The following is a 24,822-nucleotide window of genomic DNA, read 5'->3' on the forward strand; positions in this document are numbered from 1 at the left end:
GACGATGGTTGCGAGAAGCCCGGGTGGATCCGGATCGCCCGCGGCCGCAGGCGGCGGCGACGACCAGGAGCTCCGACGGCTCTGGGAGGCGTACCGCCGCTCCGGCGATGGAGCGCTGCGCGAGAAGCTGGTACTCGCCTACCTGCCGCTGGTCCAGCGCATCGCCGGCCGCATGGCCGTCCGCCTCCCGCCCCAGGTGGAGCACCGGGAGCTGGTCAGCGACGGGCTGGCGGGGCTCCTGCAGGCCATCGACCGCTTCGATCCGTCGCGCGGCATCCGCTTCGAGACCTTCGCGGTCCCCCGCATCCAGGGGGCGATGATCGACGGGTTGCGGACGCTGGATTGGGCGCCGACCCGGCTCCGTCAGCACGACCGCCAGCTGCGCGAGGCCTACGCCTCGCTGGAGGCGGAGTCGGGCCGCCCTGCCAGCGACGCGGAGGTGGCCCAGCGCCTGGGCGTGCCGCTCCGGACCGTCCGCCAGTGGTTGACCGAGTTGAACCGCGTCGCCGTGCTCAGCCTGGAGGAGCTGGGGATCGGCGCCGACAGCCTGGGCGCCGGCACGCCCGCGGAGGTGGAGACGGACGCCGACCCTCTGGAGAGCGTCCTGCGCAAGGAGACCATCCAGGAGCTGGGCCGGGCGATCGAGGAGCTGCCGCCGCGGGAGCGGATGGTGATCACCCTTCTCTACTACGAGGGGTTGACCGCCACCGAGGTGGCGGGACTCCTGGGCGTCACCGTCTCCCGCATCTCCCAGCTCCATTCGCGCGCGCTCCTGCGCATCCGCGGGAAGATGGGTGTACAAGCCTCCGGCGGCTGACGGCCGGCGGCCGGCCTTCGCCCGTTTCGTTGCCGCCCTGCAGGGCCGATGATATACTGCGACGGGCCGCGGGCTTGCTGCCGCGGCATCACGCACGCCTGCCGACCGTCCCCTGGTGCCCGCGAGCGCGGGTGGGTCGACGGGATGAGGCGGCGGAGGCCAACCGGGGAGGTGACATTCGTGTCGGTTGTCTCGATGAAGCAGCTGCTCGAAGCGGGAGTCCACTTCGGCCATCAGACGCGCCGCTGGAACCCCAAGATGCGGCCGTACATCTTCACCGAACGGAACGGCATCTACATCATCGACCTGCAGAAGACGGTCAAGATGCTGGACGAGGCGTACGGCTGGGTGCGCGACCTCGCCTTCCGGGGCGGGACCGTCCTCTTCGTGGGCACCAAGAAGCAGGCGCAGGAGACGATCCGCGAGGAAGCGGAGCGTTGCGGGATGCCCTACGTCAACCAGCGCTGGCTGGGCGGCACCCTCACCAACTTCGCCACCATCAGCTCGCGCGTCAAGCGGCTGGAGGAGCTGACCAAGCTGGTAGAGGAGGGCGGCCTCGAGCAGCTCCCCAAGAAGGAGCAGGCCTCGCTCCTGCGCGAGAAGGCCAAGCTGGAGAAGTATCTGGGCGGTATCCGCGGCATGTCCCGGCTGCCGGACGCCCTCTACGTGGTCGACCCGCGCAAGGAGAGGATCTGCGTCAGCGAAGCGCGCCGCCTGGGCATCCCCATCGTCGCGATCGTGGACACCAACTGCGATCCGGACGAGATCACCCAGGTGATCCCGGGCAACGACGACGCCATCCGGGCGGTGCGGCTGATCACGTCCAAGATCGCGGACGCCGTTCTCGAAGGCAAGCAGGGCGTTCAAGTCTCGGCCTGAGGGCCCGGGGACGAAGGGGCGGTCCGCCGCCCCTTCGCCATGCCCATCGGCCAAGGGAGGTCGGAGCATGGCGGAGATCTCGGCAGAACAGGTGAAACAGCTCCGCGAACGGACCGGCGCCGGGATGATGGACTGCAAGAGGGCGCTGGAGGCGACCGGGGGCGACATGGCCAAGGCGGTGGACTGGCTGCGCGAGAAAGGCCTGGCCAGCGCCGGCAAGAAGGCCGGTCGCCATGCCGGCGAAGGCCTGATCGAGGCGTACATCCACACCAACGGGCGCGTGGGCGTCCTCCTCGAACTCAACTGCGAGACCGACTTTGTCGCGCGCACCGAGGGTTTCCGCCAGCTGGCCCACGACCTGGCGCTCCACATCGCCGCCGCCAGCCCGCGTTGGGTCTCGCGGGAGCAGGTGCCGCCCGAAGTCGTCGAGCACGAGCGGGAAGTGATCCGCCGGCTGACGCTGGAGGAAGGAAAACCGGCCAACATCGTGGATAAGATCGTCGAAGGGCGCCTGGAAAAGCAGTTCTACGCCGAGAGCTGCCTGCTGGACCAGCCCTTCGTCAAGGAGCCCGAGCGGACCGTGGGCGACCTGGTCAAGTCGGCGATCGCCCAGTTCGGCGAGAACATCGTGGTCCGACGCTTCGTCCGCTTCCAGCTGGGCGAAGAGCCGGCCGGCGGGGCCGCGGGCGGCGAGCAGACGCAGCCGCTGGCGCCCTAGCGTCGCCGGCCGCCAGGGAGGTCTCTCCCCACATGGAGACGACAGCGCCCAAACCTCGATACCGTCGCATCGTCCTCAAGCTGAGCGGCGAGGTGCTGGCCGGCGAGAGAGGGTACGGCATCGACCCGGCCACGGTGGAGAGCCTCGCCCGCCAGATCGCCGAGGTGGCCGCGCTGGGCGTCCAGCTGGGCATCGTGGTGGGTGGCGGCAACATCTGGCGCGGAGCGGCCGGCGCTTCCATGGGCATGGACCGGGCGACGGCCGACGCCATGGGCATGCTGGCCACCGTGATCAACGCGCTGGCGCTCCAGGACGCCCTGGAGCAGCTCGGCGTGCCCACCCGCGTCCAGACCGCCATCGAGATGCGTGAGGTGGCCGAGCCGTACATCCGGCGCCGCGCCATCCGTCACCTGGAAAAGGGCCGGGTGGTCATCTTCGCCGCCGGCAGCGGCAACCCGTTCTTCTCCACCGACACCACGGCGGCGCTGCGGGCCGCCGAGATCGAGGCCCAGGTCATCCTCAAGGCGACCAAGGAAGACGGCGTCTACGACGCCGACCCCCGCCTCCACCCGGAGGCGCGGCGCTACGAGACCGTCGGCTTCATGGAGGTGCTGGAGCGCGGGCTCGGCGTCATGGACGCCACCGCCGCGTCGCTCTGCATGGACAACGGGATCCCCATCATCGTCTTTGACGTGACCAAGCCGGGCAACATCCGGCGGGTGGTCCTGGGCGAGCCGATAGGAACCCTGGTCGGGGGTGGGTCGCAATGAGCCGTGCCGTGATCGACGAGGCGCGTGAGCGCATGCAGAAGGCGGTGGAGAACTTCCAGCGGGAGCTGGGCGGTCTGCGGGCCGGCCGGGCGACGCCGGCCCTCCTCGATCGGGTCCGGGTCCCCGCCTACGGCAGCGAGCTGCCCGTCCAACAGGTGGCCACCGTCCACGCCGCCGACCCGCGCACGCTGGTCATCCAGCCGTGGGACAAGAGCCTCATGTCCGCGATCGAGCGCGCCATCCTCAAGTCGGACCTGGGTCTCAACCCGTCCAGCGACGGCAACGTGATCCGCCTGGTCATCCCGCCGATGACCCAGGAACGGCGGAACGAGCTGGTCCGGCAGGTGCGGAAGATGGCCGAGGAGGCCCGGGTGGCGGTCCGCAACATCCGGCGCGACGCCAACGAGCGGCTGAAGGCCGAGACGAAGGCGGACACGCTCAGTGAGGACCAGGAGCGGCGCGAGCAGGAGGAGATCCAGAAGCTGACCGACCGCTTTATCCAAGCGGTGGGAGACGCGCTGGAGGCCAAAGAGAAGGAGATCATGGAGGTCTGACGGTTGACGGAGGTTGGATCCGGCGGAAGCGACGCCGGCACCGAGGGATGGCTGCTGCGGCCGCTCGAGCGGGTCGAGGCCGAGGCGCGGGCAACGGGCCTGCCGGTGAAGGTGGAGTGGACCGGCGATGGAACCGGCCGGCCCATGGTGGTCCGTGTCCGTCCTTGCCCCGGCGCCGAGGGGCTTGAGATCCTGGCGGCCCGCTTCCCCGAATTTCCGGCCAGCGCGCCGGGAGCGTAGGGTGGGAGCGGAGGTGCGGGCGGTGACCGGGGCCGCGGGTCCGAAGTCGGAAGACGAGCGTGCGGTGACGCTGGGCGGCTTGGGCGTTCCGCAGCACGTCGCCATCATCATGGACGGGAACGGGCGCTGGGCCCAGCGGCGCGGGCTTCCGCGGGTCTTCGGGCACCGGGCCGGCGTGGAGTCGGTGCGGCGCGTGATCCGCGCCGCCATCCAGCTGGGCGTCCGCTACCTGACCCTCTACGCCTTCTCGACCGAGAACTGGCGCCGGCCGCCGGAGGAGGTCGACCTCCTCTGGCAGCTGCTGGGCCAGACGGTCGCGCGCGACCTGGACGATCTGTACCGGCAGGGGGTCCGCTTCCGCGCCATCGGCGCGGTGGACGAGATTCCGGACGCTGCCCGGAAGCAGATCCGCCTGGCGGAGGCGAGGACCGCCGGAAACGGCCGCCTGTTTCTGCAGGTGGCGCTCAACTACGGGGGCCGGCGCGAGATCCTGGAGGCCGCCCGGCGTCTGGCCGAGGCCAGCCGCCGGGGGGAGATCGATCCGCGGGAGATCGACGAGGGACGTTTCGCCCGGGAACTGTGCACGGCGGAGATCCCCGATCCCGATCTCCTGATCCGGACGGCGGGCGAGTACCGGGTCAGCAACTTCCTCCTCTGGCAGATCGCCTACTGTGAGATCTGGGTGAGCGACGTCCTCTGGCCCGACTTCGGTGAGGATCAGCTGCGCCAGGCGGTGGAGGACTACTCGCACCGGCAGCGCCGCTTCGGGGGACTGTCGGAGTGGCCTGGCGATGCTCCGTGAGCGCCTTCTCTCGGTCCTGGTAGGCCTTCCCCTGCTGGTGGGGGCCATCCTGCTGGGTGGCTGGCCGCTGGCGGCGGTGATGGCCGTCCTGGCCGGACTGGCCGGTTTCGAGGCCGGCCGCCTGGCGGGAGCGCTCGGGGTCGTCTTCTCCCCCTGGCTGCCGGCGGTGCCGGCCGCCCTGACGGTGTTGGCGTGGCAGTTCTCGCCCCGGGTCGGCTTCGACGTCCTGGCGCTGGCCCTGCTGGTCCTGCTCGCCCGGGCGGAGTGGCAGGTGGTGCAGGAGAAGCGCCCTGCCCGCGACGTTCTGGTCGAGTACCTGGCGGTGGTGGCCGGTGTGCTCTACCCGTCGCTCTTCGCCTCCGCGGTGGCTCTCCGACGCTTGGAGCAGGGGGCGCTTTGGCTTACCCTTGTCTTCGCAGGGACATGGCTGAACGATGCGGTCGCTTACTTCGTGGGCAGAGCCTGGGGACGCCGGCCGTTGGCTCCCGGGCTCAGCCCCGGCAAGAGCGTGGAGGGCGCCGTGGCGGGAGGCGTCACCGCCGTGGCCGTCTGGCTGGCGGCGATGCCGTGGACGGGACTCGACCTGGCGGGATCGCTGGCGCTCGGTCTGGTGGCAGCCCTTCTGGGGCCCGTGGGAGACCTGTTCGAGTCGCTGGTCAAGCGGGCGGCCGAGCTGAAGGACTCGGGAAGCCTCATCCCCGGTCACGGCGGGGTGCTGGACCGCTTCGACAGCTTCCTCCTCATCGCTCCCACCAGTCTGATCCTGATCCGTCTTCTCTCCGGCACAGGCTGAGCCCGGCGCCGATCGACCGGGAGGCGTGGTGTTGCGCGATCTGATCGTGTTGGGCTCGACGGGTTCGATCGGGCGACAGGCCCTGGACGTGGTCCGCTCGCACCCGGGTCGCTGGCGGGTGCGGGGGCTGGCCGCCGGGCGCGACGTGAGGCGCCTGGAGGAGCAGGTGGAGGAGTTCCGCCCGCAGCGCGTGGCTGTCGCCGACGAGCAGGCGGGGCGGGAGCTGCGCGCCCGGTTGGCGGGCACGGGCACCGAGGTCCTGGCAGGGCCCGGGGCCGCCGCCGAGCTGGCGGCCGAGACGCCGGGAGAGCTGGTGGTGGCGGCCATCGGTGGTGTCGCGGGTCTCGGGCCGGTGTTGGCCGCCTTCCGCGCCGGCAAGAGGGTGGCCCTGGCGAACAAGGAGAGCCTGGTGGCCGGCGGGCCGGTGGTCCGAAGGGAGCTGGAGAGGCTCCATCCCTGGCTGGCCGGAGCCGGGGGGCTGGCCGTCCACCGGCCCGACGCGCCGCTGATCCCGGTGGACAGCGAACACAGCGCCATCTTCCAGTGCCTCGCCGGCGCGGGCGCCGGGCGGCAGGTGGCGCAGCTGATCCTGACCGCCTCGGGGGGGCCCTTCCGCGGCTGGAGCCGGGAGCAGCTGAGCGGCGTGACGGTGGAGCAGGCGCTCCGCCACCCCACCTGGCGGATGGGGGCGCGCATCACCGTGGAGTCGGCGCTTCTGATGAACAAGGCGCTGGAAGTGATCGAGGCGCATTTCCTTTTCGGCCTCGGGTATGATCAGATCGACGTGGTGATCCACGCGCAGAGCATCGTCCACTCGCTGGTGGCCTTCGTCGACGGATCGGTCCTGGGCCAGCTGGCTGCCGCCGACATGCGCCTGCCCATCCAGTACGCGCTGACCTATCCGGAACGGTGGCCGTCGCCGGTGCGGCGGCTGGACCTGACGGAGGCGGGACGGCTGGAGTTCGAGAGGCCCGACCGGGAGAACTTCCCGTCGCTGGACCTGGGGTACCGGGCGGGGCGGGCCGGCGGCACCGCGCCCGCGGTGCTCAACGGGGCCCAGGAGGAGGCGGTGGAGCGTTTCCTGCAGGGGCGGCTCCCCTTCCTGGCGGTGCCCGAGGTGGTGGGGGAGGTGCTGAGCGAGCACAGGCCGCTGCCGGAGCCGTCGCTGGACGAGGTGCTGGAGGCCGATCGCTGGGCGCGGGAGCGGGCCCGGGAGCGGATGGAGGCGATGGCGGCGACATGGTGATCAACTGGATCCTGGTGGTGGCCGTCTTCGCCTTCCTCATCGTCTTCCACGAGTTCGGCCACTACATCTTCGGCAAGATCAGCGGCGTCCGCGTGGACGAGTTCGCGGTGGGCTTCGGGCCGCGCCTCCTGGGCTTTCGCTGGGGCGAGACCGCCTACAACCTGCGCCTTCTCCCGCTGGGCGGTTTCTGCCGGCTGGCCGGGCTGGAGGCCGAGCCCGACGATCTGGCCCGCGACGTGACCGCCGGCCGGCCGAGCGGGGCGGCGCCGGGCGCGGAGGCAGGACGCCCGGTCCTGGCGGCGCCTTCGAGCCTCCGGGTCCCGATACCGCCCGGCCGCTCGTTCCAGGACAAGTCCTTCCTCTGGCGCTTGGCCATCATCGCCGCCGGCCCGCTCTTCAACATCTTCCTGGCCGTCGTCCTCTTCGCCGTCGTCTTCACCGTCTCGGGCGTTCCCAGCGGGGCGACGCTGCGGGTGGCGTCCGTCCAGTCGGGACTGCCGGCCGCCACGGCCGGCCTGAAGCCCGGAGACCGGCTGGTGGCGGTGCAGGGAGAGCGCCTTGCCCGCTGGGAGCAGTTCCAGGAGATCGTGGCCAGGAGCCCGGGCCGGCCGCTGGAGCTGACGGTGGAGCGCGCCGGCCGCCTGGTGGAGCTGACGGTGACGCCCCTGCGGCAGGCCGACGGCAAGGGGCTGGTGGGGGTGGCCCCGGCCAGCGAGCTCCGGCGGATGCCGCCGCTGGAGGGGATCGGGCAGGCGTTCGCCACCACCTGGGGGGTCGTCACCGGCTGGTTCCAGGGCATCGGCGCCATGATCAGCCGCGCCCAGGGCGTCCAGGTGATGGGGCCGGTGGGGATCGGCGCGGAGATCTTCCAGGCGAGTCTCCTGGGGATCTCCTACCTGCTCCTCTGGGGGGCGCTGATCAGCGCCAACCTCGGCCTGATCAACCTGCTGCCCATCCCGGCACTGGACGGCAGCCACCTGCTCTTCATCGTCATCGAATGGATCCGGGGGAAGCCGATCGATCCGGCCAAGGCCAACCTGGTCCAGTTCATCGGCTTCGCCCTGTTGATGCTGCTGATGATCGCGGTCACCTACCGCGATCTGGTCCGGCTGATCGGCTGAGAGGCGAGCCCGCGGGGGCCGCCCGCCGCGGCGCCGCGAGCCGCCGGGCGGCGGACGGCGCGGAGGTGAAGGGGGTCGACAACGTGCACCGGCGCGAGAGCCGGCAGGTTCACGTGGGCAAGGTGGCCATCGGGGGCGGAGCGCCGGTCACCGTCCAGACCATGACCAAGACCGACACCCGCGACGTGGCGGCGACGGTGGACGAGATCCGCCGCCTGGCCATGGCGGGTGCCGACCTGATCCGCCTGGCGGTGGTGGACATGGAGGCTGCCGCGGCGCTCGGCGCCATCAAGCGGGAGGTGGGGGACTTCCCGCTGGTGGCCGACATCCACTTCGATTACCGGCTGGCGCTGGAGGCGCTCCGCCAGGGCGTCGACAAGATCCGGATCAACCCGGGCAACATCGGCGCCGAATGGAAGGTGCGCGAGGTGGTGGCCGCCTGCAGGGAGCGGGGCGTCCCCATCCGCATCGGCGTCAACTCCGGCTCCATCGAGAAAGGGCTGCTGGAGAGGTACGGGCGCTCGGCCACCGCCATGGTGGAGAGCGCGCTCCGGCACGTGGAGATCCTGGAGCGGATGGACTTCCACGACATCGTCATCTCGCTCAAGGCCTCCGACGTCCCCACCATGATCGAGGCGTACGAGGAGATCGCGCAGCGGGTGCCGTATCCGCTCCACCTGGGTGTCACCGAGGCGGGACCGGGCCTGGCGGCGGCGGTCAAGTCCTCGGTGGGGATCGGCCATCTCCTGGCGGAGGGGATCGGCGACACCATCCGGGTCTCTATCACGGGCGACTCCGCCGAGGAGATCCAGGTGGGCCTGGAGGTCCTCTACGCCCTCGGCCTGCGGGAGAAGCGGCTGGAGATCGTCTCCTGTCCCACCTGCGGGCGCTGCGAGGTGGACCTCTTCCGCATCGTCCACGAGGTCGAGGCACGGATGCCCGCCGTGGAGAGGCCGCTCAAGGTGGCCATCATGGGTTGCGGCGTCAACGGCCCGGGGGAGGCCCGCGAGGCCGACATCGGACTGGCCTCGGGCAACGGCGTGGGACTCATCTTCCGGAGGGGTCACGTCCTCCGCAAGGTGCCCGAAAGCGAGATGGTGGACGTCCTGCTGGAGGAGATCGAGGCGCTGGGCCACCAGGAGGAGCCCGCGGCGCCGATGAAGTCCGGGACGTAGCCGGGACGGGCGCGGCGCGCGCTCCTCTTCCGCAGGGGCGGACAGGCCCCCGCGGAACTTTTTCTGCCAGCAGGCCAGAACGGACGGGGGGATCGGTGGCATGCGCCTCTCGCAGTACCTGGCCCCGACGCTCCGGGAGGAGCCGGCGGAGGCCGAGATCCCGAGCCACCGCCTGATGCTGCGGGCGGGGCTGATGCGCAAGGTGGCGGCGGGGATCTACACCTTCCTGCCCATGGGGACGCGGGTGATCCAGAAGGTGGAGGCGATCGTCCGCGAGGAGATGAACCGGGCGGGCGCCCTGGAGGTGCGGCTGCCCATCGTGCAGCCGGCCGAGCTCTGGCAGGAGAGCGGCCGCTGGGAGGAGTACGGCCCGGAGATGTTCCGGCTCCAGGACCGCCACGGCCGGCTCTTCGCCCTGGGGCCGACGCACGAGGAGATCATCACCGACCTGGTGCGGGGGACGGTCGGCTCGTACCGGCAGCTTCCCTTCACGCTCTACCAGATCCAGAACAAGTACCGGGACGAGGTCCGCCCCCGCTTCGGCGTGATGCGGGCGCGGGAGTTCGTCATGAAGGACGCCTACTCCTTCGATCGGGACGAGGAGGGCATGCACCGGAGCTACCAGGTCATGTACGACGCGTATGCGCGCGTCTTCCGCCGCTGCGGCCTGGAGTTCCGGGTGGTGGAGGCCGACTCGGGCGCCATCGGAGGAAGCTACACCCACGAGTTCATGGCGCTGGCGGAGAGCGGAGAGGCGCAGGTGGTCTGGTGCCCCCGCTGCGGCTACGCGGCCGACGCCGAGAAGGCGGAGTCCGCGCCGCCGGCGGCCCGCGACGAGGAGCCGCAGCCGCTGGAGCGGGTGGCGACGCCGGGGGTGCGCACCATCCAGGCGCTGGTCGACTTCCTGCCCATCGACGTGGAGCATACGGGCAAGATCCTCTTCTACGTCGCCACCTACGCCGGGGGCCAGGAAGAGCTGGTCGCGGCCGTCATCCGCGGCGACCGCGCGCTCAACGAGGTGAAGCTGAAGAACGCCCTGGGCGCCATCCAGGTGCGCATGGCCGAGCAGGAGCAGGTGCGGCGCGCGACCGGCGCTCCCTTCGGCTCGGCCGGTCCGGTGGGGCTGCGGGGCGCGCGGCTCCTCCTCGACCGGGAGGTGGCGGCCGGGCGGAACTGGGCGGTTGGTGCCAACGAGGAGGACTGGCACTTTCGCAACGCCAACCCGGGCCGGGACTTCCCCGCCGGGCCGGTCCACGACCTGCGGCTGGTGGGCGCCGGCGACCCCTGCCCCCGCTGCGGGACACCCATGGAGAGCCGCGCCGGCATCGAGGTGGGCCAGGTCTTCGAGCTGGGCTCCAAGTACTCGCAGGCGCTGGGCGCCACCTACTACGACGAGGAAGGGCGGAGCCGCCCGGTCCAGATGGGCTGCTACGGGATCGGCGTCACCCGCACGGTGGCGGCGGTGATCGAGCAGCACCACGACGATGCCGGGATCATCTGGCCCGTCAGCGTGGCGCCCTTCGAGGTGGTCGTCGTGCCGGTCCACTACGCCGACCCGGCCCAGCGGGAGATGGCGGACCGGCTCTACCGCCAGCTCGGCGAGGCGGGCGTGGAGGTCCTGCTGGACGACCGGGACGAGCGGAGCGGCGTCAAGTTCAACGACGCCGACCTGGTCGGCTACCCGTACAGGGTGACGGTGGGTCCGAAGGCGCTGGCCCAAGGCGAGGTGGAGTTGACGCGGCGGGCCACCCGGGAGACCGAGCGGCTGCCCGCCGAGCGGCTCGTCCCGGCGCTGCGCGAGCGGCTGGAGGCGGACCGCGCGGCCCTTTCCGGCGAGCAAGGGTGAACGAAGTGCCGGTCGGATGGCTGCGCGTGGAGCCGTCCCATCCCCGCTCCGGCGGGGTGGACTGGCTCCTGGGCGAGCTCTGGCCCGTGCTGCCCGAGGAGGAGCGCCGGCGCCTAGCACCGGTCCAGGTGGTCGGGCTCCGCCTGGCGGCCGACGGCAGCGAGGGTGTGGTCGAGCTCTCGGGCGGCGACCCCGCCTGGAACGGCTCGCTGGTCTCCTGGCTGGAGCGGCGCTTTCCGGGTTTCGGCCGCTGGCGGGTGGAGTACCGGAACCTCTCGCCCGAGGAAGCCTACCCGCGCCTGGTGCAAGCCGTCTCGGCGCAGAACCGGGCGCTGGGCCCGCTGCTGCGCGCCGCGCGCCCGGAGTGGTCCCAGCCCGGCTGCCTGGAGCTCCACCTGGCCAACGCCTCAAGCAGAGACTGGCTGCGCGACGAGCACGCCGAGGGGCTCCTGGCGCGCGAGGCGGAGCGGCTCCTGGGCCGGCCGGTGGAGATCCGGCTGGTGGTGGACGAGAGCGCGGAGGAGGAGGCCGACCCGGAGGAGGCCGCGGCGGAGCTGGTGCGCGAGGCGCTCGAAGCGCTCCACAGCCGGGCGGAGGGGGGCGGGGGCGCCGCCGCGGGGGCCGCGACCGAGGAGCCCGGCTGGGCGGAGGGGCAGCTCCTGCTGGGGCGCGCCGTCGCGCAGGAACCGGTGCGCATGGCGGAGCTGGGCGAGGAAGAGGCCGACGTGGCGGTGGAGGGCGAGATCCTCTCCATCCAGGGGCGGGAGCTGAAGAACGGCCGCTGGCTCTACGAGCTGGACCTGAGCGACGGCAGCGACAGCCTGACCGTCCGCTGCTTCCTGCCCGGGCGGCGGGCCGAGCGCTTTGCCCGGCTGGAGCCGGGCCTCTGGCTCCGGGTCCACGGCCGCTGGGCGCTCGACCGGGCGGCGGGCGAGCCGCGGCTGGGTGCCCGGGACGTCCAGGTGGTGGCGCCGCGCAGGCGGCGGGACCTGGCCCCCGAGAAGCGGGTGGAGCTCCACTGCCACACCCGCATGAGCGCCATGGACGCGGTCAGCGACGCCACCCAGCTGATCCGGCGGGCGGCGGAGTGGGGGCACCCCGCCATCGCCGTGACCGACCACGGGGTGGTCCAGTCCTTCCCGGAGGCGTACGAGGCCGGGAAGAAGTACGGCATCAAGATCCTCTACGGCATGGAGGCCTACCTGCAGGTCGACGAGAGCGACCTGAGCAAGCCGTACAACCACGCGGTGGTCATCGCCCGCGACCAGGAAGGGCTGCACGCCCTCTACGAGCTGGTCACCCGCTCCCACCTGGAGAGCTTCCACCGCTTCCCGCGCATCCCCAAGAGTCTCCTGGCCAGCAGGCGGGAACACCTCCTGATCGGGACCGCCTGCGAGCGGGGGGAGCTCTTCCGCGCCATCCTGGCGGGGGCGGGCGATGAGGAGCTGGAGCGGATCGCCTCCTTTTACGACTACCTCGAGGTGCAGCCGCTGGCCAACGACCGCTTCCTGATCGAGGGGGGCCGCCTGCCCGACGAGGAGGCGCTCCGCCAGATCAACCGGCGCATCGTCGAGCTGGGGGAGCGGCTGGGGAAGCCGGTCTGCGCCACCAGCGACTGCCACTTCGTGGAGCCGGAGGACGGCATCTACCGGAACGTGCTCCACGCGGCCCAGGGATACGACGACTCCGAGCGGGAGTCGCCGCTCTACTTCCACACCACCGAGGAGATGCTGGCCGAGTTCGCCTACCTCGGCGAGGAGCGTTGCCGCCGGGTGGTGGTGGAGGGCCCGCAGCAGGTGGCGGCGCTCTGCAGCGCCGACATCCTGCCGGTCCCGGAGGGGCTCCACGCGCCGGAGCTGGAGGGGGCGGCGGAGGAGCTGCAGAGCATGGCCACCCGGCGCGCGCACGAGCTCTACGGCGACCCGCTCCCGGAGATCGTCCGCGAGCGGCTGGAGTACGAGATCCGCGCCATCGTCGGCAACGGCTTCGCCAGCCTCTACATGATCGCCCAGCGGCTGGTGCGGAAGTCGCTGGAGGACGGCTACCTGGTCGGCTCGCGGGGGTCGGTGGGTTCCTCCCTGGTGGCGACCATGCTGGGGATCACCGAGGTCAACCCCCTGCCGCCGCACTACCGCTGTCCTTCCTGCCGCTGGAGCGACTTCCCGGCCGATCCCGGCGTCGCCTCGGGCTTCGACCTGCCCCGCCGGAGCTGCCCCCGCTGCGGCGCCGAGCTGGCCAAGGACGGCCACGACATCCCCTTCGCCACCTTCATGGGCTTCCACGGCGACAAGGTGCCCGACATCGATCTCAACTTCTCCGGCGAGTACCAGCCGCGCATCCACCGCTACACCGAGGAGCTGCTGGGCGAGGGCCACGTCTTCCGCGCGGGCACCATCTCCACCATCGCCGAGCGGACCGCCTTCGGCTTCGTCCGCGCCTGGGCGGAGCAGACCGGCAGGAAGCCGCGGGAGGCGGAGGTCCGCCGCCTGGTCCGCGGCTGCTCCGGGGTGCGCCGGACCACCGGCCAGCACCCGGGGGGACTGATGGTGGTGCCGCGGGACGACGACATCCTGCGCTACACGCCGCTCCAGCACCCCGCCGACGACCGGGAGTCGGGGACGGTCACCACCCACTTCGACTACCACTCGATCTCCTCGCGGCTGGTCAAGCTGGACCTGCTGGGCCACGACGACCCGACGGTGATCCGCATGCTGGAGGACCTGACCGGCGTCGACGCCCACTCCATCCCCTTCGACGACCCGGCGACGCTGGCGCTCTTCTCCGGGCTGGAGCCGCTCGGCCTCTCGGCGGAGGAGCTGGGCACCGACGTGGGCAGCCTGGGCCTGCCCGAGTTCGGCACCCGCTTCGTGCGCGGGATGCTCTCCCAGACCCGCCCCAGGAGCTTCGCCGAGCTGGTCCGCATCTCGGGCCTCTCCCACGGCACCGACGTCTGGAACAACAACGCCCAGGAGCTGGTCGCCTCCGGGCGCGCCACGCTCCAGGACGTGATCTCCACCCGCGACGACATCATGCTCGCCCTGATCCGCTGGGGCCTGGAACGGGAGGAAGCCTTCCGCATCATGGAGCAGGTGCGGAAGGGGAAGGGACTCAAGCCCTCCGACGAGGAAGCCATGCGGCGCCACGGCGTGCCCGACTGGTTCGTCGAGAGCTGCCAGAAGATCAGCTACCTCTTCCCCAAGGCGCACGCGGTGGCCTACGTGATCATGGCCTTCCGCATCGCCTGGTTCAAGGTCCACCACCCCGCCGCCTTCTACGCCACCTACTTCAGCGTCCGCGCCGACGACTTCGACGCCGCCTGGATCGGCGAGCGGCCGGAGGCCTGGCGCAACCGCATCCGCGCCATCGAGGCGAAGGGGAACGAGGCCTCGGTCAAGGAGAAGAACCAGGTGACCATCCTGGAGGTGGCGGTGGAGATGGCGCTCCGCGGGATCCGCTTCCTTCCCATCGACCTGGAGCGGTCGGACCGGTCCCGCTTCCTGGTGGAGGAAGGCGCGCTCCGGCCGCCCTTCGTCGCCATCCAGGGGCTGGGCGCGCGGGCCGCGGAGGCGATCGTCGCCGCGCGGGAGGAGGCGCCCTTCCTCTCCCGGGAGGATCTGCAGCGGCGGGCCCGGCTGAGTCGGGCGGTGATGGAGCTCCTGGAGAAGCACGGCGTCCTCGCGGGGCTGCCGCTCTCCGACCAGATGGTGCTCTTCTGAGCGAGCGAAGGGGGCGGCGGGCCGTGTCCACGATCCTGGTGACGGGCGGTGCCGGCTTCATCGGCAGCGCCAGCGTGAAGGAGCTCCTGCGGGCCGGCCACCGGGTGGCGGTGATGGACGACCTGTCCAGCGGGCGGGCCGAGCAGGTGCCTCCGGAGGCGGAGCTCTTCGTCGCCGATGTGGCCGACGCCGAGGCGGTGCGCGAGGTCTTCGCCGCGGTCCGGCCGGAGGGGGTCCTCCACCTGGCGGCGCAGATCTCCGTCAGCCGCTCGGTGCGCGAGCCGGCCGAGGATGCGCGCGTCAACGTGCTGGGCCTCCTGCGCGTCCTGGAAGCGGCCCGGGCGAGCCGGGTGGGGCGGCTGGTCTTTGCCTCCTCCGGCGGCGTGCTCTACGGCGACGTGGGAGAGCCGGCGACGGAGGAGCACCCGCTCGCCCCCGTCTCCCCGTACGGCATCGCCAAGTGGACGGGCGAGCGGTATCTGGAGTTCTTCGCCCGGGAGTACGGCCTGGAGACGGTGGCGCTCCGCTACGGCAACGTCTACGGGCCGCGCCAGGATCCCCACGGCGAGGCGGGGGTGGTCGCCATCTTCAGCGGCCGCCTGCTCCGGGGCGAGGCGCCGCAGATCCACGGCGACGGCGAGAACGTCCGCGACTACGTGTACGTGGAAGACGTGGCGCGGGCCAACCGGCTCGCCCTGGAGACCGCGGGCGGGCAGCTCTGGCCGGCCGGGGGCCCCCCCTTCGCCGCCCTCAACGTGGGCACGGCGCGGGGGACCAGCGTCAACCGGCTGGAGGCCCTGATGCGCCGGGCGCTGGCGGAGGTGGCGGCGGTGGAGGCGCCGCCGGCGGTTCATGGCGAGCCGCGGCCGGGCGACCTCCGCTCCAGCCTCCTCGACCCCGGCCGGATCGAGCGGGCGCTGGGCTGGCGGCCGCAGGTCCCCCTGGAAGAGGGATTGGACCGCACCCTCCGCTGGTTTGCCGAAGACGGGGAGTGAGCGGCTGCCAGGCCGCATCCGGCGGCCCGGCCCCTGTTGCCCGCCGTGGAACGACCATGCTATAGTGAAACGACTTCACCGGGGGCGTGGAAGAGTGGGTGTCGCACCCACTCTTCTCTGTGTGTGGCAGCTCCGTCGTCGGGGGTGAGGCGGTTGGCGCGGAAGGCGATCGAGGAGGCGGCCGCCCAGCTGGCCGAGCCCCTCCTGCAGGGGCTCGGCCTTCTGCTCCTGGACGTGGCCTGGCAGCGGGAGAAGGGGCGGCGGTTCCTGCGCTTCGTCATCGAGCGGCCGCAGGGCGGTGTCACCATGGAGGATTGCGAGCGCTTCTCCCGCGCCATCGATCCACGACTCGACGAGCTGCAGGTGATCGGCGAGCCCTACTATCTCGAGGTCGCCTCTCCGGGGCTCGACCGGGTCCTGCGCAACGATCGCGAGTTCGCCTTCTTCCGCGGCAGGACGGTCCAGGTCCGCTGCTTCGAGCCGCTGGAGGGGTCGCGAAACCATGTGGGACGGCTGGAGGGATTGGAAGGGGAGGAGCTGCTTCTGGCGGTGGAGGGGGAGGAAGGCGAACGGCTGCTTCGCCTTCCCCGGTCGAAGGTGGCGCGCGTGCAGCTGAAGGAGGAGAGCTGAACTGCTCCAGGAGGGCGCAGCATGAACCAGGAATTGCTCGACGCGCTCAATGCGCTGGCGGCGGAACGCGGGCTCGACCGGGACGTCCTGATCGAGGCGCTGGAGACGGCGCTCAAGTCGGCCTACAGGAAGCATTACGGCTCGGCGAGCAACGTGGTCGTCCGGATCGACCCGGAGAGCGGCGATTTCCACGTCATCAGCCAGATGACCGTCTCCGATCCGGTCGAGGATCCGGAGACCCAGATCAGCCTGGAGGATGCGCGCGCCATCGACCCGTCCTACCAGGTGGGCGACGTGGTCGAACAGCCGGTGGAGCCGCGCGACTTCGGCCGCATCGCCGCCCAGACGGCGCGCCAGGTCGTGATGCAGCAGCTCCGCGAGGCGGAGCGGAAGCTGGTCTACGAGGAGTTCGCCAGCCGCGAGGGCGACCTGCTGACCGTGGTGGTGCGGCGGGTCCAGGGCCGGAACGTCTACATCGACCTGGGCCGTACAGAGGCGATCCTGCTTCCGTCCGAGCAGATCCCCGGCGAGGTCTACCGGCCCGGCGACCGGATCCGGGTCTACCTGGCCGAGGTCCGCCAGACGCCGAAGGGCCCGCAGGTGATCCTCTCGCGGGCACACCCGGGGCTGCTCCGGCGCCTCCTGGAGCTGGAGGTGCCGGAGATCCACGACGGCGTGGTGGAGATCCGCGCCGTCGCCCGCGAGGCCGGTGCCCGTGCCAAGGTGGCGGTCGCCTCCCGGGACGAGAACGTGGACCCGGTGGGCGCCTGCGTCGGCCACCGGGGGATGCGCATCCAGAACGTGGTCAACGAGCTCCACGGAGAGAAGATCGACGTCATCCGCTGGTCCGACGATCCGGCCGAGTTCGTCGCCTCGGCGCTCAGCCCGGCGCGGGTCAGCCAGGTGCGGATCAACGACCAGGAGCGTGCAGCCCGGGTCATCGTCCCCGACTACCAGCTCTCGCTGGCCATCGGCCGGGCGGGCCAGAACGCGCGCCTGGCGGCGAAGCTGACCGGCTACCGCATCGACATCCGGAGCGAGTCGCAGCTGGCCGACGAGGCGATGAAGGCGGCTGTCCAGTCGGGTGGCGGCGAGGAGATGCGCACCTTTGTCAGCGAGGCCGACATGCTCCCGTTCGAGCGCGCCTTCCGGCAGGCGCTGAAGGAGCGGCGCGAGCGCGAGGAGCGCCGCCGGAGGCTGCAGGAGTCGGGCGAGCTGAGCGGGGACGAGCTGGACTTCGACGAGGATCTCCCTCCCTTCCCGGAGGCGCCGGAGGGCGAGGCCGGGGAGGGAGGGGACCGCGAGGCGGATCAGGGGCGGCTCCCGGACGACGACGAGGACGAGTGAGCACGGGCGGCCGGCCTGGCCGGCTTCAGCGCGTGCCGAGCGAGAGCAGGGGATGGCGAGGATGGCCAAGGTGCGAAAGCTCCCCCAGAGGACCTGCATCGGCTGCGGCGAGGTGGAGGGGAAGCGGCAGCTGCTGCGGCTGGTCCGGACCCCGGACGGGGAGATCCAGGTCGATCCCACCGGGAAGCGGCCCGGCCGGGGCGCCTACCTCCACGCCGACCCCGCCTGCGTGGAGCGTGGACTGGTGCCCGCACGCCTGGAACGGGCGTTCCGGCTCCGTCCCGCACCGGAGGTCGTGACGGAGCTGCGGCGCAGCGTCGAGAGGGCGCTGGCCGGCCGGGAGGCGACGCCGTGAGCCGTCTCCCCGTGCGCTGGCGGGAGATCCTGGGGCTTGCCATGGCGGCTGGGAAGGTGGCCTGGGGGCGACGGGCGGCGCGCCAGGCCCTGCACGACGGTGTGGCGGAGCTGGTGGTCGTCGCTGAGGATGCGGGACCCTCGGCGGCCGAGGAGGTCGGCCGCGAGGCGGCCCGCCGCGGCGTCACCTGCGTGCGCGCCGGCCGCCAGGCCGAGCTGGGGGCGGCGATCGGCCGCTCGCCGGTCGGCGTTCTGGCGGTGGTCGACCGCGGGCTGGCCGGAAAGTTGATGAACGAGTGGAAAGAGACGAGCGAAGCCGCCGGGCGGGCTCGTCGGGAGGTGAGGGCTATTGCCGCACGCGATCCGAGTCTACGAGTTGGCGCGCGAGCTGCACATCCATTCGAAGGAGATCCTGGACTTCCTTCGCAACACGATGAACATCGACATCAACAACCACATGAGCACGATCAACGACCGCGTGGCCGAGCGGATCCGTCGTGAGTTCGCCGATCGGGCCGCTCAGCGCCCCGCCGGCCGCGGTCCGGTCAAGGCGGCGGGGCAGCCGGCGGCGCCGGGGGAGAAGGGGGGCACCGCGGGCGTTCCAGCCGGCGCGGAGGGCCGCTCTGCCGCCGCGGGCGGAGGCGGGACCGGGCCCGCGCGCGCAGCGCGGCCGCAGCCGGGGCAGGCGGAGCGTCCGGCAGGACCCGGCTCCCGGCCCGGCAGCGCAGCGGGCGCGCAGGGCGGGGCCAGAGGCCGCCCGTATGAAGGGGCCGCCCAGGCCGGGCATGGGCCCGCCGCCCGGCCGGGCGGGGGAGGGCCGGCCCACCACCGGCCGGGCGAGGCGCGCGGAGCGGGAGCGGTCAACGGTGCCGGGGCGCGCCCGGCGGCGGGCGGTTACCGGCCCGGGGCACGGCCCGGTGGAGCGGCGGGCGCCGGGCGCCCTGGTGGGCGACCGGGCGCCACGGCGGGGCGAGTCGGAGGGGGCGGCGGTCGCCCCGCTCCGGGCGGAGGCCGCCCCGCTCCGGCGGGGGGTCGCCCCGCCCCTGGCGGCGGTCGGCCCACGCCGGGCGGAAGTCGCCCTGCTCCGGCTGGCGGTCGGCCCGCCCCCGGCGGTGGCCGCCCTGCCCCGGGCGGCGCGGGCCGTGCGGCGCCCGCGGGCCAGCGTGGCCGGCCCGCCAGGCGCGGTCGCGGCGGCAGGCCGGCGGCGGCCAAGGGCGAATGGCGGGACGGCCGGGCGATCGACCTGGAGGAGGAGCGCCGCACCCACCGCGGGCCGAAGGCGCCCAGCCGGAAGAAGCGCAGCAGCGCCGAGCGGCTGGCGCAGATCCAGGTGCCGGCCGAGATCGAGCTGGACGAGGGTGTCATCGGCGTCTCCCGCCTGGCGGAGAAGCTCCACCTGCCCACCCCCGAGGTGGTCCGGAAGCTGATCGGCATGGGCGTCATGGCCTCGGCCGGCCAGGAGATCCCGGTGGAGACGGCGGCACGGGTGGCGGAGGCCTTCGGTTCCCGCGCCAGCATCCGGCAGGCGGAGCGGGTGCTGAGCGACGAGGAGCTCCTCCAGGAACGGCTGACGGAGGGAGCCACCTCGGGCAGCGAGCGACCGCCGGTGGTGGTGGTGCTGGGGCACGTCGACCACGGCAAGACCAGCCTCCTGGACGCGATCCGCGAGACGCGCGTCGCCGCCAGCGAGGCGGGTGGCATCACCCAGCACATCGGCGCCTCGACGGTCGAGCAGAACGGGCGGCGGATCGTCTTCCTGGACACGCCGGGGCACGAGGCCTTCACCGCGATGCGTGCCCGGGGCGCCCAGATCGGGGACGTGGCCGTCCTGGTGGTGGCCGCCGACGACGGGATCATGCCGCAGACGGTCGAGGCGATCCAGCACGCCCGGGCGGCCGGCCTGCCCATCGTGGTGGCACTCAACAAGATCGACAAGCCGAACGCCAACCCCGACCGGGTGAAGCAGCAGCTGGCCGAGCAGGGCCTGGTGCCCGAGGAGTGGGGCGGCGAGACGGTGGTGGTGCCCGTCTCGGCGCTCAAGCGGGAGGGGATCGGCGAGCTCCTGGAGATGGTCCTGCTGGTGGCCGACATGCAGGAGCTGCGCGCCAACCCCGACGGCCCGGCCATCGGCACCGTGATCGAGGCGCGCCTCGACCGCGGCCTGGGGCCGGTTGCCTCGGTCCTGGTCCAGGACGGCACGCTCCGGCAGGGCCAGGCGTTCGTCGCGGGCGCGGCTTATGGCCACGTCCGCTCCATGACGGACGACCGCGGCCGCAGCCTGGAGGAAGCGGGCCCCGGCACGCCCGTGGAGATCTCGGGTTTCGACACGCTCCCCATGGCGGGCGACGTCTTCCGCGTCGTGGAGGACGAGCGGAAGGCGCGGGAGATCGCGCTCTCCCGCCAGGAACAGGCGCACGAGGCCGAGATCGGCACGCGCCAGCCGGTCACCCTGGCCACCTTCTTCGCGCGGCAGGCGGAGGGCGGCCGCAAGGAGCTGCGGGTGATCCTCAAGGCCGACGTGGCCGGGACGCTGGAGGCGCTGCGCAGCTCGCTCGGCGAGATCCGGACGGAGGAGGCGAGCGTGGAGGTGATCCACGCCGCCGTGGGCGGCGTCAACGAGTCGGACGTGATGCTGGCCGCCGCCTCCGACGCGATCATCGTCGGCTTCAACGTCCGCCCCGACGCCAAGGCGGCCGCCCTGGCCCAGGACCAGAAGGTGGAGATCCAGCTCTACCGGGTGATCTACGAGCTCCTGGACGACGTGAAGAAGGCCGTCCGCGGGCTCCTCGCGCCCAAGACGGAGGAGCGCGTGATCGGGCGGGCGGAGGTCCGCCAGACCTTCCGCGTGCCCGACGTGGGCACGGTCGCCGGCTGCTACGTCCAGGAGGGCGTGCTCCGCCGTCACGCCGGCGCCCGGCTTGTCCGCGACGGCGTGGTCGTCTACGAGGGGAAGATCGCCTCGCTCCGCCGCTTCAAGGAGGACGCCCGCGAGGTGGCCCAGGGCTACGAGTGCGGCGTGGGGCTGGAACGCTTCGACGATATCAAGGTGGGCGACAGCCTCGAGGCCTTCGAGACGGTCGAGGTGGCCCGCTGAACGGTGGAGGGGTCGACGTGGTCTCCAAGACGCGCTTGGGGCGGGTGGCGGGAGGCATCGAGCGGGAGCTGAGCGCCATCCTCCGCGAGCTGAAGGATCCCAGGATCGGCTTCGTCTCCATCACCGGGGTCGAGGTCAGCACCGACCTCCGGCACGCGCGCGTCTTCGTCAGCGTCCTGGGTGGCCCCGAGGAGGAGGCGGCCACCCTGCAGGGGCTGCGCAACTCCGTCGGCTACATCCGGGGCGAGGTGACCCGGCGCCTCCGCCTCCGCTTCGCCCCCGAGCTGGAGTGGGTGCCCGACCACAGCATCGAGCGCGGCGTCCGCATCTCCAAGCTGATCCGGGACGTCCGCGAGGCGGAGGAGCGCGCCCACGAGGGGAAGGAAGCGGTGGTCCGGGCGCTCCGCTCCGCCCGCTCCCTGCTGATGGCGGTCCACGTCCGGCCCGACGGCGACGCGGTGGGCTCGGCGCTGGGGCTGGGCCTGGCACTGGAACGGGCGGGGAAGCGGGTGCGCTTCATGGTGGACGGCGGCATCCCCTACAACCTGGGCTGGCTGCCGGGCGCGGACCGTTTCGAGCCGCCGGCACCGCTGGACGCGGTGGAGGCGGCGGTCCTCCTGGACTGCGGCGACCTGGAGCGGGTCGGCCGGCTCCGGCCGCTGATCGAGCCGCTGGAGGAAGTGGTCAACATCGACCACCATCCCTCCAACACGGGCTTCGGGAGCACCCGCTGGATCGAACCCGGGGCGGCCGCCGTGGGCGAGCAGGTGATGGATCTCCTGGAGGCCCTGGGCGTGGATCTGGACGAGGCGGTGGCGACCGCGCTCTTCGCCTCCATCGCCAGCGACACCGGCGGGTTCCGCTACTCGAACACGCGGCCCGAGACGCTGGAGCGGGCGGCCCGTCTGGTGCGGGCCGGGGCGCAACCGGCGGAGATCTCGCGCCGGCTCTGGGAGGAGCGGCCCCTCAGCTCGCTCCGCCTGCTCAGCCGGGTGCTGGAGAGCCTCCAGGTGGAGGCCGGCGGCGCCTATGCCTGGGTGCGCGTGCCGCGGGCCGTGCTGGAGGCGACCGGCGCCGGGGAGGACGAGGTGGAGGGCCTGGTCAACTACCCGCGCAGCCTGAGCGGGGTGGAGGTGGCGGCGCTCTTCCAGGAGGTGAGCCTGGAGGGACGCCCGGCCACGCGGGTGAGCCTCCGCTCCAACCGCTGGCTGGACGTGAGCCGGGTCGCCCAGCGCTTCGGCGGCGGCGGCCATGCCCGCGCCGCCGGGTGCACGCTGCCGGCGCCCGTGGAGGAGGCGGCCCGGCAGGTCGGCCAGGCCGTGCGGGAGCAGCTGGACGCCGGGCCGGAGGCTGGGGGCGAGGAAGGATGAGCCTGAGCGGGGCGAACGCGGACGAGCCCAGGCGCGCCCGCGAGGGCGGGCTCCTGCCCGTGGTGAAGGCGCCCGGACCCACCTCGCAGCAGCTGATCCATCGGGTGAGGCGCCTCTTCGGCGAGCGGCGGGTCGGCCACGCCGGCACGCTGGATCCGGCAGCGGCCGGGCTGATGCTGCTCGGCGTGGGAAGGGGGACGCGGCTCCTCAGCTACCTGCTGGGCGGCGAGAAGCGCTACCTCTTCTGGTGCCGCTTCGGGCTGGCCACGGAGACCGGCGACGTGGAGGGGAGCCGGTGGGAGCGCGGCGACGCCACGGCGCTGCGCCGGGAGCAGGTGGAGGCGGTGCTTCCTCGCTTCGTGGGCAGGGTCCGGCTGCCGGTGCCGATCTACTCGGCCGTCCACGTCCAGGGCGAACGCGCCTACCGCCTGGCCCGGCAGGGCCGCCAGGTGGAGATGCCGGAGCGGGAGGTGCGCATCGACCGGCTGGAGCTGAAGGAATGGCGCGACGGGCCGGAACCGGCGGCGTTGCTGGACCTGAGATGCTCGGCCGGCACCTACGTCCGGTCGCTCTGTGCCCGGCTGGGCGAGGAGGTCGGCCCGGGCGCCGTGCTGGAGTCGCTGCTTCGGGTCGAGGTGGGAGGCCACCACCTGCGCGACGCCTTCACGCTGGAGGAGCTGGAGGAGCTCCGTCCGGAGGAGCGCTGGCAGGCGCTCCTTCCTCCGGAGCGGGCGCTGCCCGAGATGGGGCGGGTGACGGTCGACCGCATCGACGCCCGCCGGCTCCGCCACGGGCAGCCGATCCGCCTCCCGCGGCTGCTGGTGCAGGGCGACCCCGCGCCGGAGCGGATCCAGGTGCAGAGCCGGGACGGCTGGGTGGGCGTGGTCCGCCTCCGGCCGGAGGGCTCTGCCTGGTACGTCTGCCGGCCGGAGATGATCTGGCGGGCGGAGGAGAGCTGGCGTGCGACGCTCTGACCGGTTGGAGGCGTTCGCGGCGCGCCGGGCGCGGATCGCCATCGGCGCCTTCGACGGCGTCCACCTGGGGCACCAGGAGCTGATCCGGCGGGCGGTGGAGCGGGCCCGCACCCGGGGCGGCGAGGCGGTGGTGCTCACCTTCTGGCCGCACCCGGCGTACGTCCTGGCGCCCGCGGGGGCGCCCAGGCTCCTCACCACGCGCGAGGAACGCGCCCGCAGGCTGGCCGCGCTGGGGGTCGACGCGCTCTTCGAGATCCCCTTCTCGAGGGAGATCGCCGGCTGGCCGGCCGAGCGCTTCGTCCGCGAGCTCCTGGTGGAGCGGCTGGAGGCGCGCTCGGTGGTGGTTGGCTACAATTTCACCTTCGGGCGGGGGGCGGAGGGGCGGCCGGAGACGCTCCGACGCCTCGGCGCGGAGTCGGGCTTCGAGACGGTGGTGGTGGAGCCGGTCCGCGACGACGGGCAGCCGGTCTCTTCCTCCAGGATCCGGGAGCGGCTCCTGCAGGGCGATGTACGCGAGGCGGCGCGGCTGCTGGGCCGTCCCTTCCGCCTGGAGGGGCGCGTGGTGGCGGGCGACCGCCGCGGGCATGAGCTGGGCTTCCCCACGGCCAACCTGGAGCTGCCGGAGGAGCTGATCCATCCCGCCCGGGGCGTCTACGCCGCCTGGGTGGAGCGGGCGGACGGGCCGGGCGGCTCCGGCGACGGGCGGCGCTGGCCGGCGGTGGTCAACGTCGGCCTCCGGCCCACCTTCGGCGGCCGGCGGGAGACGGTGGAGGCACACCTGCTCGACGCCCGGGTCGAGCTGTACGGCGCCTGGCTCCTGGTCGACCTGGTCGACCGGCTGCGGGAGGAGCGGAAGTTCTCCGGACCCGAGGCGCTCCGCCAGCAGATCGCGCAAGACGTCGAAGCGGCCCGGCGGCGGCTTGCGTGGTAGAATAAGCGCGGTTTTCAAGGGTTTGGACCCCGGCTCGGAGTGGCGAGCGACCTCCCGACGCACTCCTGGCCGAGGGCGACAGGGCGCCGCAAGGCGCGTCGACGAGGGAGGCGAGCAAGGCATGTCGCTGGACCAGGCGACCAAGCGGAGCATCATCGAAGGCTACGCCCATCACCCCCAGGACACCGGCTCCACGGAAGTGCAGGTGGCCATCCTGACGCGCAGGATCAACGACCTGACCGAACACCTGCGCGCGCACCCCAAGGACCATCACTCGCGCCGCGGGCTGCTCAAGATGGTGGGCAAGCGTCGCCGGCTGCTCAACTACCTGGAACGGCACGACCCGAAGCGGTACCGGGAAGTGACCGAGAGCCTGGGCATCCGGATCCGATGAGGTGAGGCGGCGGCGGGGGACCTCCCCCGCCCCATGCGTACGAGAGGAGGCCAGTA

The 24,822-nt window shown here is 72.6% G+C and carries 22 protein-coding genes and 1 pseudogene; all 23 read left to right on the top strand.

Going from position 1 to position 24,822, the window contains the following annotated elements; translation table 11 throughout:
• Positions 1-4 precede the first annotated feature (4 nt).
• The 23 genes and pseudogenes from QJR14_02615 (at position 5) to rpsO (ending at position 24,766) form a co-directional block, all read left to right on the top strand.
• Positions 5-817, top strand: a complete 813-nt coding sequence (locus QJR14_02615; protein MDI3316515.1) for a FliA/WhiG family RNA polymerase sigma factor — start codon at positions 5-7, stop codon at positions 815-817.
• Between the two features lie 180 nt (positions 818-997).
• Positions 998-1,696, top strand: coding sequence for a 30S ribosomal protein S2 (rpsB, locus tag QJR14_02620; GenBank protein MDI3316516.1), 699 nt, complete (start codon positions 998-1,000; stop codon positions 1,694-1,696).
• 67 nt (positions 1,697-1,763) lie between these two features.
• Positions 1,764-2,414 (top strand): translation elongation factor Ts, encoded by a 651-nt coding sequence (tsf, locus tag QJR14_02625; protein MDI3316517.1) that lies wholly within the window; start codon positions 1,764-1,766, stop codon positions 2,412-2,414.
• A 32-nt stretch (positions 2,415-2,446) separates the two neighbouring features.
• Entirely contained in the window at positions 2,447-3,184 is a 738-nt protein-coding gene (gene pyrH, locus QJR14_02630; protein MDI3316518.1) for a UMP kinase, read from the top strand.
• Positions 3,181-3,738, top strand: a complete 558-nt coding sequence (frr, locus tag QJR14_02635; GenBank protein MDI3316519.1) for a ribosome recycling factor — start codon at positions 3,181-3,183, stop codon at positions 3,736-3,738. The genes pyrH and frr overlap by 4 nt, the downstream gene beginning before the upstream one ends.
• A 3-nt stretch (positions 3,739-3,741) precedes the next feature.
• Positions 3,742-3,978 carry a hypothetical protein gene (locus tag QJR14_02640; protein ID MDI3316520.1) on the top strand — a complete coding sequence of 79 codons (237 nt, stop codon included), beginning with the start codon at positions 3,742-3,744 and terminating at the stop codon, positions 3,976-3,978.
• A gap of 1 nt (position 3,979) precedes the next feature.
• Positions 3,980-4,780 carry an isoprenyl transferase gene (locus tag QJR14_02645; protein MDI3316521.1) on the top strand — a complete coding sequence of 267 codons (801 nt, stop codon included), beginning with the start codon at positions 3,980-3,982 and terminating at the stop codon, positions 4,778-4,780.
• Positions 4,770-5,573, top strand: a complete 804-nt coding sequence (locus QJR14_02650; protein MDI3316522.1) for a phosphatidate cytidylyltransferase — start codon at positions 4,770-4,772, stop codon at positions 5,571-5,573. Before QJR14_02645 ends, QJR14_02650 begins: the two co-directional genes overlap by 11 nt.
• Before the next feature lie 31 nt (positions 5,574-5,604).
• Positions 5,605-6,819: a 1-deoxy-D-xylulose-5-phosphate reductoisomerase gene (locus tag QJR14_02655; protein MDI3316523.1), complete on the top strand. Its 1,215-nt coding sequence runs from the start codon at positions 5,605-5,607 to the stop codon at positions 6,817-6,819.
• A complete protein-coding gene (rseP, locus tag QJR14_02660) occupies positions 6,813-7,940 on the top strand; it encodes an RIP metalloprotease RseP (protein ID MDI3316524.1) in 1,128 nt (375 codons plus the stop codon). Before QJR14_02655 ends, rseP begins: the two co-directional genes overlap by 7 nt.
• 65 nt (positions 7,941-8,005) lie before the next feature.
• Complete coding sequence (gene ispG, locus QJR14_02665) at positions 8,006-9,115, top strand: flavodoxin-dependent (E)-4-hydroxy-3-methylbut-2-enyl-diphosphate synthase (protein MDI3316525.1); 1,110 nt, start codon at positions 8,006-8,008, stop codon at positions 9,113-9,115.
• A gap of 100 nt (positions 9,116-9,215) precedes the next feature.
• Entirely contained in the window at positions 9,216-10,961 is a 1,746-nt protein-coding gene (locus QJR14_02670; GenBank protein MDI3316526.1) for a proline--tRNA ligase, read from the top strand.
• Positions 10,962-10,966: 5 nt separating this feature from the next.
• Positions 10,967-14,677: a PolC-type DNA polymerase III gene (locus tag QJR14_02675; protein MDI3316527.1), complete on the top strand. Its 3,711-nt coding sequence runs from the start codon at positions 10,967-10,969 to the stop codon at positions 14,675-14,677.
• A gap of 23 nt (positions 14,678-14,700) precedes the next feature.
• Positions 14,701-15,672 (top strand): SDR family NAD(P)-dependent oxidoreductase, encoded by a 972-nt coding sequence (locus tag QJR14_02680; protein ID MDI3316528.1) that lies wholly within the window; start codon positions 14,701-14,703, stop codon positions 15,670-15,672.
• Positions 15,673-15,825: 153 nt separating this feature from the next.
• Positions 15,826-16,302 carry a ribosome maturation factor RimP gene (locus tag QJR14_02685; protein ID MDI3316529.1) on the top strand — a complete coding sequence of 159 codons (477 nt, stop codon included), beginning with the start codon at positions 15,826-15,828 and terminating at the stop codon, positions 16,300-16,302.
• Between the two features lie 21 nt (positions 16,303-16,323).
• A pseudogene (gene nusA, locus QJR14_02690) lies at positions 16,324-17,358 on the top strand (transcription termination factor NusA).
• Positions 17,359-17,710: 352 nt separating this feature from the next.
• Positions 17,711-18,004, top strand: coding sequence for a YlxR family protein (locus QJR14_02695; protein MDI3316530.1), 294 nt, complete (start codon positions 17,711-17,713; stop codon positions 18,002-18,004).
• The gene (locus QJR14_02700; protein MDI3316531.1) at positions 18,001-18,504 is read left to right on the top strand and encodes a ribosomal L7Ae/L30e/S12e/Gadd45 family protein; all 504 of its coding nucleotides are present in this window, start codon (positions 18,001-18,003) and stop codon (positions 18,502-18,504) included. The genes QJR14_02695 and QJR14_02700 overlap by 4 nt, the downstream gene beginning before the upstream one ends.
• Positions 18,416-21,097 carry a translation initiation factor IF-2 gene (gene infB, locus QJR14_02705; protein MDI3316532.1) on the top strand — a complete coding sequence of 894 codons (2,682 nt, stop codon included), beginning with the start codon at positions 18,416-18,418 and terminating at the stop codon, positions 21,095-21,097. The genes QJR14_02700 and infB overlap by 89 nt, the downstream gene beginning before the upstream one ends.
• 17 nt (positions 21,098-21,114) lie before the next feature.
• On the top strand, positions 21,115-22,467 hold the full coding sequence (rbfA, locus tag QJR14_02710) for a 30S ribosome-binding factor RbfA (GenBank protein MDI3316533.1): 1,353 nt from the start codon (positions 21,115-21,117) through the stop codon (positions 22,465-22,467).
• Positions 22,464-23,441: a tRNA pseudouridine(55) synthase TruB gene (gene truB / locus QJR14_02715; GenBank protein MDI3316534.1), complete on the top strand. Its 978-nt coding sequence runs from the start codon at positions 22,464-22,466 to the stop codon at positions 23,439-23,441. Before rbfA ends, truB begins: the two co-directional genes overlap by 4 nt.
• On the top strand, positions 23,428-24,372 hold the full coding sequence (locus QJR14_02720) for a bifunctional riboflavin kinase/FAD synthetase (GenBank protein ID MDI3316535.1): 945 nt from the start codon (positions 23,428-23,430) through the stop codon (positions 24,370-24,372). The genes truB and QJR14_02720 overlap by 14 nt, the downstream gene beginning before the upstream one ends.
• 121 nt (positions 24,373-24,493) lie before the next feature.
• Positions 24,494-24,766, top strand: coding sequence for a 30S ribosomal protein S15 (rpsO, locus tag QJR14_02725; GenBank protein MDI3316536.1), 273 nt, complete (start codon positions 24,494-24,496; stop codon positions 24,764-24,766).
• The last annotated feature ends 56 nt before the right edge of the window (positions 24,767-24,822 follow it).

Source organism: Bacillota bacterium, assembly GCA_029961055.1.
Taxonomy (GTDB): Bacteria; Bacillota; Sulfobacillia; order JAIMAT01; family JAIMAT01; genus JAIMAT01.

Bases quoted from the DNA above. Each gene is read 5' to 3' on its own strand.
- pyrH (MDI3316518.1), top strand. From the start codon at position 2,447: ATGGAGACGACAGCGCCCAAACCTCGATACCGTCGCATCGTCCTCAAG.
- QJR14_02615 (MDI3316515.1), top strand. From the start codon at position 5: ATGGTTGCGAGAAGCCCGGGTGGATCCGGATCGCCCGCGGCCGCAGGC.
- truB (MDI3316534.1), top strand. From the start codon at position 22,464: ATGAGCCTGAGCGGGGCGAACGCGGACGAGCCCAGGCGCGCCCGCGAG.
- QJR14_02650 (MDI3316522.1), top strand. From the start codon at position 4,770: ATGCTCCGTGAGCGCCTTCTCTCGGTCCTGGTAGGCCTTCCCCTGCTG.
- QJR14_02695 (MDI3316530.1), top strand. From the start codon at position 17,711: ATGGCCAAGGTGCGAAAGCTCCCCCAGAGGACCTGCATCGGCTGCGGC.
- QJR14_02670 (MDI3316526.1), top strand. From the start codon at position 9,216: ATGCGCCTCTCGCAGTACCTGGCCCCGACGCTCCGGGAGGAGCCGGCG.
- rpsO (MDI3316536.1), top strand. From the start codon at position 24,494: ATGTCGCTGGACCAGGCGACCAAGCGGAGCATCATCGAAGGCTACGCC.
- rseP (MDI3316524.1), top strand. From the start codon at position 6,813: ATGGTGATCAACTGGATCCTGGTGGTGGCCGTCTTCGCCTTCCTCATC.
- frr (MDI3316519.1), top strand. From the start codon at position 3,181: ATGAGCCGTGCCGTGATCGACGAGGCGCGTGAGCGCATGCAGAAGGCG.
- tsf (MDI3316517.1), top strand. From the start codon at position 1,764: ATGGCGGAGATCTCGGCAGAACAGGTGAAACAGCTCCGCGAACGGACC.